Below are 7,855 nucleotides of genomic sequence, written 5' to 3'. Positions count from 1 at the left end.
TTCTGGTACGTCCTGCCGTCGCTGCCGATGTTCTTGCTGGTGCCGGCCTTGCTCCGGAATGGCGCCGGCTTCTGGCCGGCTCTTGGCGCGGGCTGCCTGCTGACGTTTCTGCTCTATCTGGCGACGGCGTGGATGCTGGCGCGCTTTGGCGTCGAGATGTGAAAAACTCCGGGCCGGCTCACTCGAACTTCACGCCGATTCGCCTTTCCTTGCGCCAGACGACATGGCAGGCGCGGTGCTTTCGATCGGCGGAAACGACGAGGGTGAAGTGATCAGGTATGCCGACCGGGCTCGTGACCTCGAGCGCGGCGCCGGTATCCGAGAAATTGCGGATGGTGCAGTCGATCGCGCCGCCGCCGAACCCGATCGTCCCGGCCTTCAGAACGCGGTGCCGCGAATTGTTTCGTCGCTCGTCCATGCGACAAATCTATACCCAAAGTTAAATCAACCGTTAAAACCCGGCCGGATCGCGCTCATTTTCCAGGGGCTGCATCACAAGGCGGTATCATGCGACGGCATTCGCCTTTCCGGGGCCTGCGGATCAGCCCGCCGGCTGGAACGAATCCGCCTGCGCGAGCCGCCAGGCGTCGCGGAAGCGCGAATCATCGGTGCCGTCGATCAGCTCGCCCGGACGCAGCGCCGGATAGAGCTCGGCGAAGGATTTGACCTCGGTGGTGGAGGTGCGCTGGCTGAAGTGAATCGGCCGCAGCTCCTGCGGATGCTCGAGGCCAGCCGCCGCGATCAGCTCCGACAGGGAATGCAGCGTCGCGTGGTGGTAATTGTGCACGCGCTCGATCTTGAGCGGCACATAGAGCGCGCGGGCGCGCGTCGGGTCCTGCGTGGTGACGCCGGTCGGGCAGCGGTCGGTGTGGCAGCTCAGGGACTGGATGCAGCCGAGCGAGAACATGAAGCCGCGCGCCGAGTTGCACCAGTCGGCGCCGAGCGCCATGGCGCGCGCCATGTCGAAGGCGGTCGCGATCTTGCCGGAGGCGCCGATCCTGATGCGGCCGCGCGCATTGATGCCGACCAGCGCATTGTGGACGAAGTTGACGCCCTCGCGCATCGGCGTACCCAGATGATCCATGAACTCGAGCGGAGCGGCGCCGGTGCCACCCTCGTTGCCGTCGACCACGATGAAGTCGGGATAGATGCCCGTCTGAAGCATCGCTTTGCAGATCGCCAGAAATTCCCACTTGTGTCCGATGCACAGCTTGAAGCCGGCCGGCTTGCCGCCGGAAAGCCGCCGCATCTCGGCGATGAACTGCATCATTCCGACCGGCGTCGAGAAGGCGCGGTGCGAGGCCGGCGAGATGCAGTCCTCGTCCATCGACACGCCGCGAATCTTGGCGATCTCCTCCGACACTTTCGCCGCCGGCAGCACGCCGCCATGGCCGGGCTTGGCACCCTGGCTGATCTTGAGCTCGACCATCTTGATCTGGTCCTCGGACGAAACGCGCGCGAACAAATCCGGGTTGAAGCTGCCGTCCTTGTTCCGGCAGCTGAAATAGCCCGAACCGATCTCCCAGATCAGGTCGCCGCCCATTTCGCGGTGATAGGAGCTGACGCCGCCCTCGCCGGTGTCGTGGGCAAAACCGCCCTTTCGCGCGCCGGCATTCAGCGCGCGCACCGCGTTGGGGCTGAGCGCGCCAAAGCTCATCGCCGAGATATTGAATACGGAGGCCGAATAGGGTTTTGCGCAGTCCGGTCCGCCGATGGTGATGCGGAACTTCTCCTCGGCCCGCGTCTTCGGCGCGACCGAGTGGTGCATCCACTCGTAGCCCTCGCGATAGACGTCTTCCTGCGTGCCGAACGGGCGCTTGTCCAGCTCCATCTTGGCGCGCTGATAGACCACCGCGCGGGTGTCGCGCGAGAACGGCATGCCGTCCTTCTCGCTCTCGAAGAAGTACTGCCGCATCTCCGGGCGGATTTCCTCGAGCAGGAAGCGCAGATGCGCCGAGATCGGATAGTTGCGCAGCACCGCGTGGCTCTTCTGCAGGAGATCGCGCACGCCGAGCAGCGTCAGTCCGCCGAACAGCAGCGTCGGCGCCAGCAGGATGTCGAAGATCTTGCGATCGGCAATGCCGAAGCCGACCAGGAGCGCGGTGACGACCGAGCAGATGGTGAGGACGATGAAGCGCGGCGAGAATGGAAGCAGCAGCGTTTCCATGGCTCCCCCTTCCATCCGCCCCTTGACGATCGTCTTTACGGTCTCCTTGGGCGCAAGGTGCGCCTTGTCGTCGTCGGCCACGATCACATCCTCTCGCCGGAATGAGGCAACGATACGCCTGCGCCGTCCTACGGATATGACGGAGCTCCGGTTTCAGGCTAGCGAATTCGGATGCGGCAGATCAATCCGTCGGATGGACGGGCTGTTGCGGTGCAATAGAGCGCTGTGGATGACCGGGCCGTGACGATGCGGGGCGGAACAACCTTCGCCCCGCTCCCCATTGTCGTTCCGGCGCAGGCCGGGGCGACGGGTGGAATCACCGCTCCACGAACGCCTTCTCGATCACGAAATGGCCGGGCTCGCCGTTCGAGCCTTCGGCAAAATCCCTGCTTTCGAACATGGTCCGCAGCTCTTCCAGCATGGCGGGGCTGCCGCACATCATGACGCGGTCGATGGCGATGTCGAGCGGCGATTGACCGATGTCGTCGAACAGCTGGGCGGAGTTGATGAGGTCGGTGATGCGGCCGCGATTGCGGAAGGGCTCGCGGGTCACGGTCGGATAATAGACGAGCTTTTCCGACAGCAGAGGCCCGAACAGTTCGTCCTCGTGCAGGTTCGCAACGAGCTGCTCGCCATAGGCGAGCTCGGAGACCTGGCGGCAGCCGTGCACCAGCACGATGCTCTCGAAGCGGTCATAGACGTCGGGGTCCTTGATCAGGCTTGCGAACGGCGCAAGTCCCGTGCCGGTCGAGAGCAGCAACAGCCGCTTGCCGGGAAGCAGATTGTCGGTGACGAGCGTGCCGGTCGCCTTGCGGCCGACCAGTATGATGTCGCCCTCACGGATCTTCTGCAGGCGCGAGGTGAGCGGGCCGTCCTGGACCTTGATCGAGAAGAACTCGAGTTGCTCCTCGTGATTGGCGCTCGCCATGCTGTAGGCGCGCATCAGCGGACGGCCGTCGACCTCGAGACCGATCATCGCGAACTGGCCGTTCTGGAAGCGGAAGCCGGAATCGCGCGTGGCGCGGAAGCTGAACAGCGTGTCGGTCCAGTGCTGGACGGAAAGAACCTTCTCTCGATAGAACGCGCTCATGTGTCTCGATTTTCCGAATAGGATGGTCTTGCACCAAAGCGCGGCGCGGCCCCGGAAGCGAGGCGGACACCACTGTCGATGGCGGCTGATTTCGCGTCGTTGATCTACGCGATCGGGACAGATAATCAACCTCGGCCCGGTCGCATTTGACGCCGATCAAACCGGCATTTTCGGCTGCTTTTGCCGCATGATTAACGATTTTCTGCAGTGCCCGCGCGGTGAGCAATTTCTTTTCCCGGAGCGCGGTGATCGCAGCACTTAATTTCCGTCACTGCTCGCGAGAAATTCATTAAGAATGGCGCTGATTTTTTTCAGCCGCAGCCCCGAACCCCGCATGCGGCAACCCTTGGGACCGGAACATGCCCAGCGACGAGCGAATCTTCGTCAAGGCGATACGGAAATATTGCGCGCAGCACGGCATTGCCGTCGACGTGCGCGCGGGAGGCTGGCTGATCGCGATGCGCCGCGGCGCGCATCGCCACTTCGCCCTCGGCTATGACATCGGCATCAACAGCGCCATCGCCCATCGCCTCGCCAGCGACAAATGCGCAACCGCGGAGGTGCTCGCGCTGTCGGGCGTGCCGTGCATTCCGCATCATCTCTTCCTCAACCCGAACCTGGGTGCGCATATCGCGGCGCCGGGATGGCGCGAGACGATGCTCGGCCTGCTCGCGCGACATCCACAGGGCCTCGTCGTCAAGCCGAACGAGGGCACCGCGGGCCGCTCCGTGTTCAAGGTGACGAACCCGCGCGAGCTCGAACGCGCAGTGGCCGACGTCTTCGCTTCCAGCTCGGCGCTCGCGATCTCGCCCTTCGTCGACATCGAGCAGGAGGTGCGGGTGACCCTGCTGGATCGGATGCCGATGGTCGTCTACCGCAAGGAGCGCACGTCGGGCTGGCGGCACAACCTCGATGCCGGCGCGAGGCCGGTGCTGATCGAGCAAGGCGAGATCCGCGATGCCTGCGCGACGATGGCCATCGATGCCGCGCGCGCGATCGGCATCGACTTCGCCTCGATCGATCTCGTTCACGCCGACGGCGGCTGGAAGGTGCTCGAGATCAATTCCGGCGTGATGATGGAGGTGCTGGGCAAGTTTTGCCCGGACCTCGTCGACGCCATCTATGCAGCGGCGCTCGACCGCATCTTCGACGAGACGGCACGCTGACGGGCGCGGCCGCCGTTGGCCGGCCGCTGCAATCTTCGGCTGCAACAATCGGCTTGCAGTGATGGCCAAACCGTCGAATGATACCGCTGGCGAGACGATCCTCGCGACGATTTTGGACCAAACGATTGTCGGAAAGCGACCGGCTTCCCTGATAGGGCGGGAATTCATCCAGATGTTCAAGACATTGAGCGATGTCGCAACGCGCAGCGCGTTGCTGGCGGCGGCACTGTTCGCAACGGCGGTCCCGGCATTCGCGCAAGCGCCGACCGATGCGCAAAAGAGCGCGATCCGCTCCTCATGCCGGTCGGACTACCAGGCCCATTGCGCGAGCGTGACGCCGGGCGGCGCCGAAGCGCTGCAATGCCTCGAGAAGAACATGGCGAGCCTGTCGGCGGCTTGCCAGAGCGCGGTGCGCGCGGTCGAGCCCAAGGCGGAGGCAGCACCCGCCGCGCCGAAGGCCGAGGCCGCGCCCGCATCACCCAAGGCCGCATCCATGCCGGCCGCGCCGAAAGCGGAGACGGCACCGGCCGCCGCTCCCTCGGCAAGGCCGGCGGCTGCACCAGCGGCTCCCAAGGCGGCCGCGGCGAAGGAGCCGAGCAGCGCCGAAGCCTCGGCGATCAAGAGCGCCTGCCGTTCCGACTATCCAAAAGTCTGCGCCGGCGTGCCGCCCGGCGGCGCGCCCGCGCTGCAATGCCTGGAGAAGAACAAGGCTAAGCTGTCGCCGGCCTGCGAGAAGGCCGTTAGCGCGGCCTCCGGCGGCGGCACGGCCGCGGCGGCTCCCACCGTGATCGTGCTGCGGCCGCTCCGGCCGCGCGAAGAGCTGTTCATCGTCGGCTCCGCCTGCGGCGGCGACATTCGCACGCTCTGCGGTGGCGTCGCGCCGGGCGGCGGACGCATCGCGCAATGCCTCGCCGCGAAGGCGGCGTCGCTGTCGCCCGCCTGCAAGGACGTGCTGGCGCCGTTCGTCGTGCGATAGCGGATGAAGCGCCGGGGTCTGAGCCGGCGGCGCCGCCTATAATTCCTCTGGCGCGGCTTGCCGGAGCGGACTAGTCTGGCCCAGATAGTAAGTATACTGTCAATTAGGGAGAAAGACGTTGCGGATCGCCGTGATCGGCGGAGGGCCCGGCGGGCTCTATTTCGCCTATCTCTGGAAGATGCGTCATCCCGAGGATCAGGTCGAGCTGTTCGAGCAGAACCCGGCCGACGCGACCTGGGGCTTTGGCGTCGTGTTCTCCGACCAGGCGCTGGAATTCCTGCGAGCCGACGATCCCGAGACGGTCGACGCCGTCGCTCCGCTCATGGAGAGCTGGGAGAACATCACGCTCAACCTGCGCGGCGAGACGGTGGCCATCGACGGGGTCGGCTTCTCCTCGATCGGCCGGCTCGAGCTGTTGAAGCTCTTGCAGCGGCGCGCCCTCGATGCCGGCGCGGTCGCGCGCTTCGATACCCTGGTGCATGCCGTCGATGAGCTGCGCGGCTACGACCTGATCGTCGCCGCCGACGGCCTGAACTCGCTGGTGCGCCGCAGTTTCGAGGGCGATTTCGGCACCTCGCTGTCCTACTCCTCCAACAAGTTTGTCTGGTACGGCACCTCAAGACGCTTCGACACGCTGTCGCAGAGCTTCGTCAAGACCGATCGCGGCGCGTTCAATGCCCACCACTACCGCTATTCGCCGACCATGAGCACCTTCCTGGTCGAATGCGACCACGCGACCTGGCAGGCCTACGGCTTTGCCTACAAGGACCCGGAGCAATCAAAGGGCGTGTGCGAGGAGATCTTTGCCGACACGCTCGGCGGCCGCTCGCTGATCTCCAACAAATCGGTCTGGCGCAATTTCCCTTGGGTCTGGAACGAGCACTGGTCGTTCAAGAACATGGTGCTGATCGGCGATGCCCTGCACACCGCGCATTTTTCGATCGGCTCGGGCACGCGTCTCGCCATCGAGGACGCGATCGCGCTGGTCAAGGCGCTGGAATCCGACGCGCATCTTGCGACCGCGCTGCATCGCTATCAGGCCGCGCGCAAGCCGATCGTGCAAAAGCTCGTCGACGCCGCGCGAACCAGCGCGAGCTGGTATGAGCATTTTGCCGAGCACATGAAGCAGGACCTGATGGATTTCGCCTACAGCTACATCACGCGCTCGGGCCGCATCGACGATTCCCGCCTGCGGGCGATGTCGCCGGGCTTCATGGCGCGCTACGAGGCAGCGAAGGCCGGCGGGGGCGAGGCATGAGCGTCGAAATCGGCGATTCCGTTCCGGCAGACAGCCCGGGCGCGCGCGAGATCGGCTTTGCCGTTCCGCAAGCCTACAACGCCAGCCGCGTGCTGTTCGACAATCTCGCCAGGGGACGCGGCGACAGGCTGGCACTGACCGGGCCCGCGGGCACACGAACCTATGCCGAGCTCTGCGCCGAGGCCTGCCGCTGGGGCAACGGTCTTGCCTCGCTGGGCCTCAAGCGCGGCGACCGCATCCTCCTGTTCCTCGACGACACAGCGGCCTATCCGGCCGCCTTCTTCGGCGCGGTGCGCGCGGGCTTCGTGCCGCTCCTGACCAACACGCTGACGCCGTCGGACCTGCTGCAGTTCTATCTCGCCGATTCGGGCGCCGCGGTCGCGGTGGCCGACGCTGAGTTCTGCTCCCGCTTCACCGCCGAGGCCTGCAAGGACACGCGGCTGCGCACGCTGATCGTCGTCAACGGCGAGGCGCGCGACCATGCCGCGCCGGAGGCGATCGCGGCGGCAGGCTGGCTCAGGCAATTTCCGACGGAACTCGCGGAGACCGCGACCGATCGCAACGAGATGGCGTTCTGGATGTACTCCTCCGGATCGACCGGCCGGCCGAAGGGCATCGTGCATCTGCAGCACGACATGGCCTATACCGACCAGGCCTTTGCGCAAAGCGTGTTGGAGCTCGTGCCCGACGACATCTGCTTCTCGGTGCCAAAGATCTTCTTCGCCTATGGTTTTGGCAACTCCATCACCTTCCCGTTCTCGGCCGGCGCCACGACGCTGCTGCTGCCCGGCCAACCGAAGCCCGCGACGATCTTCGAGACCATTGAACGCTATTCGCCGACCGTCTTCTTCGGCCTGCCGACGCTCTACACGACGCTGACCAAGGCCGAGGGCGCGGACGGCACGAACTTCTCCTCGCTGCGCCTATCGCTCTCGGCGGCGGAGGTGCTGTCGGCCGAGGTCTTCAACGGCTGGAAGAGGCTCACGGGGCTCGACATCGTCGAGGGGCTCGGCTCGACCGAGGTGCTGCACATCTATCTCTCCAACCAGCCGGGGAAGATGAAGCTCGGCGCGGCGGGCCTGCGGGTACCCGGCTACGAGGTGTCGCTGCGCGACAAGGACGGTCGCGAGGTCGGCGACGACGAAGAAGGCATTTTGTGGGTGCGCGGCGATTCCAACACGCCGCTCTACTGGAACCG

Annotated in this window: 7 protein-coding genes; 4 read left to right on the top strand and 3 right to left on the bottom strand. The window is 65.4% G+C overall.

The window, feature by feature from the left end:
- Positions 1-178: 178 nt before the first annotated feature.
- The 3 genes from KGM94_RS21415 to KGM94_RS21405 all read right to left on the bottom strand — a co-directional run bounded on the left by KGM94_RS21415 (position 179) and on the right by KGM94_RS21405 (position 3,257).
- Positions 179-418 carry a PilZ domain-containing protein gene (locus KGM94_RS21415; RefSeq protein ID WP_300263847.1) on the bottom strand — a complete coding sequence of 80 codons (240 nt, stop codon included), beginning with the start codon at positions 416-418 and terminating at the stop codon, positions 179-181.
- A gap of 123 nt (positions 419-541) precedes the next feature.
- Positions 542-2,167, bottom strand: coding sequence for an FMN-binding glutamate synthase family protein (locus KGM94_RS21410; protein ID WP_300263849.1), 1,626 nt, complete (start codon positions 2,165-2,167; stop codon positions 542-544).
- 316 nt (positions 2,168-2,483) lie between these two features.
- Positions 2,484-3,257, bottom strand: a complete 774-nt coding sequence (locus KGM94_RS21405) for a ferredoxin--NADP reductase (RefSeq protein ID WP_300263845.1) — start codon at positions 3,255-3,257, stop codon at positions 2,484-2,486.
- 359 nt (positions 3,258-3,616) lie between these two features.
- Between KGM94_RS21405 and KGM94_RS21400 the strand changes: the two genes are divergently transcribed.
- From KGM94_RS21400 to KGM94_RS21385, 4 genes are all read left to right on the top strand, one after another.
- On the top strand, positions 3,617-4,423 hold the full coding sequence (locus KGM94_RS21400) for a RimK-like protein (protein ID WP_300263843.1): 807 nt from the start codon (positions 3,617-3,619) through the stop codon (positions 4,421-4,423).
- A gap of 172 nt (positions 4,424-4,595) precedes the next feature.
- Positions 4,596-5,399 carry a cysteine rich repeat-containing protein gene (locus KGM94_RS21395; protein ID WP_300263841.1) on the top strand — a complete coding sequence of 268 codons (804 nt, stop codon included), beginning with the start codon at positions 4,596-4,598 and terminating at the stop codon, positions 5,397-5,399.
- A gap of 118 nt (positions 5,400-5,517) precedes the next feature.
- Positions 5,518-6,657: an FAD-dependent monooxygenase gene (locus KGM94_RS21390; RefSeq protein ID WP_300263839.1), complete on the top strand. Its 1,140-nt coding sequence runs from the start codon at positions 5,518-5,520 to the stop codon at positions 6,655-6,657.
- The coding region (locus tag KGM94_RS21385; RefSeq protein ID WP_300263837.1) for an AMP-binding protein at positions 6,654-7,855 on the top strand (1,202 nt) is incomplete at its 3' end. The genes KGM94_RS21390 and KGM94_RS21385, both read left to right, overlap by 4 nt.

Origin of the sequence: Bradyrhizobium sp. (genome assembly GCF_028868675.1) — a bacterium.
GTDB lineage: Bacteria > Pseudomonadota > Alphaproteobacteria > Rhizobiales > Xanthobacteraceae > Bradyrhizobium.
The sequence above is the reverse complement of the archived record's forward strand: the minus strand, read 5'-3'. Positions and strand labels throughout refer to the sequence as shown.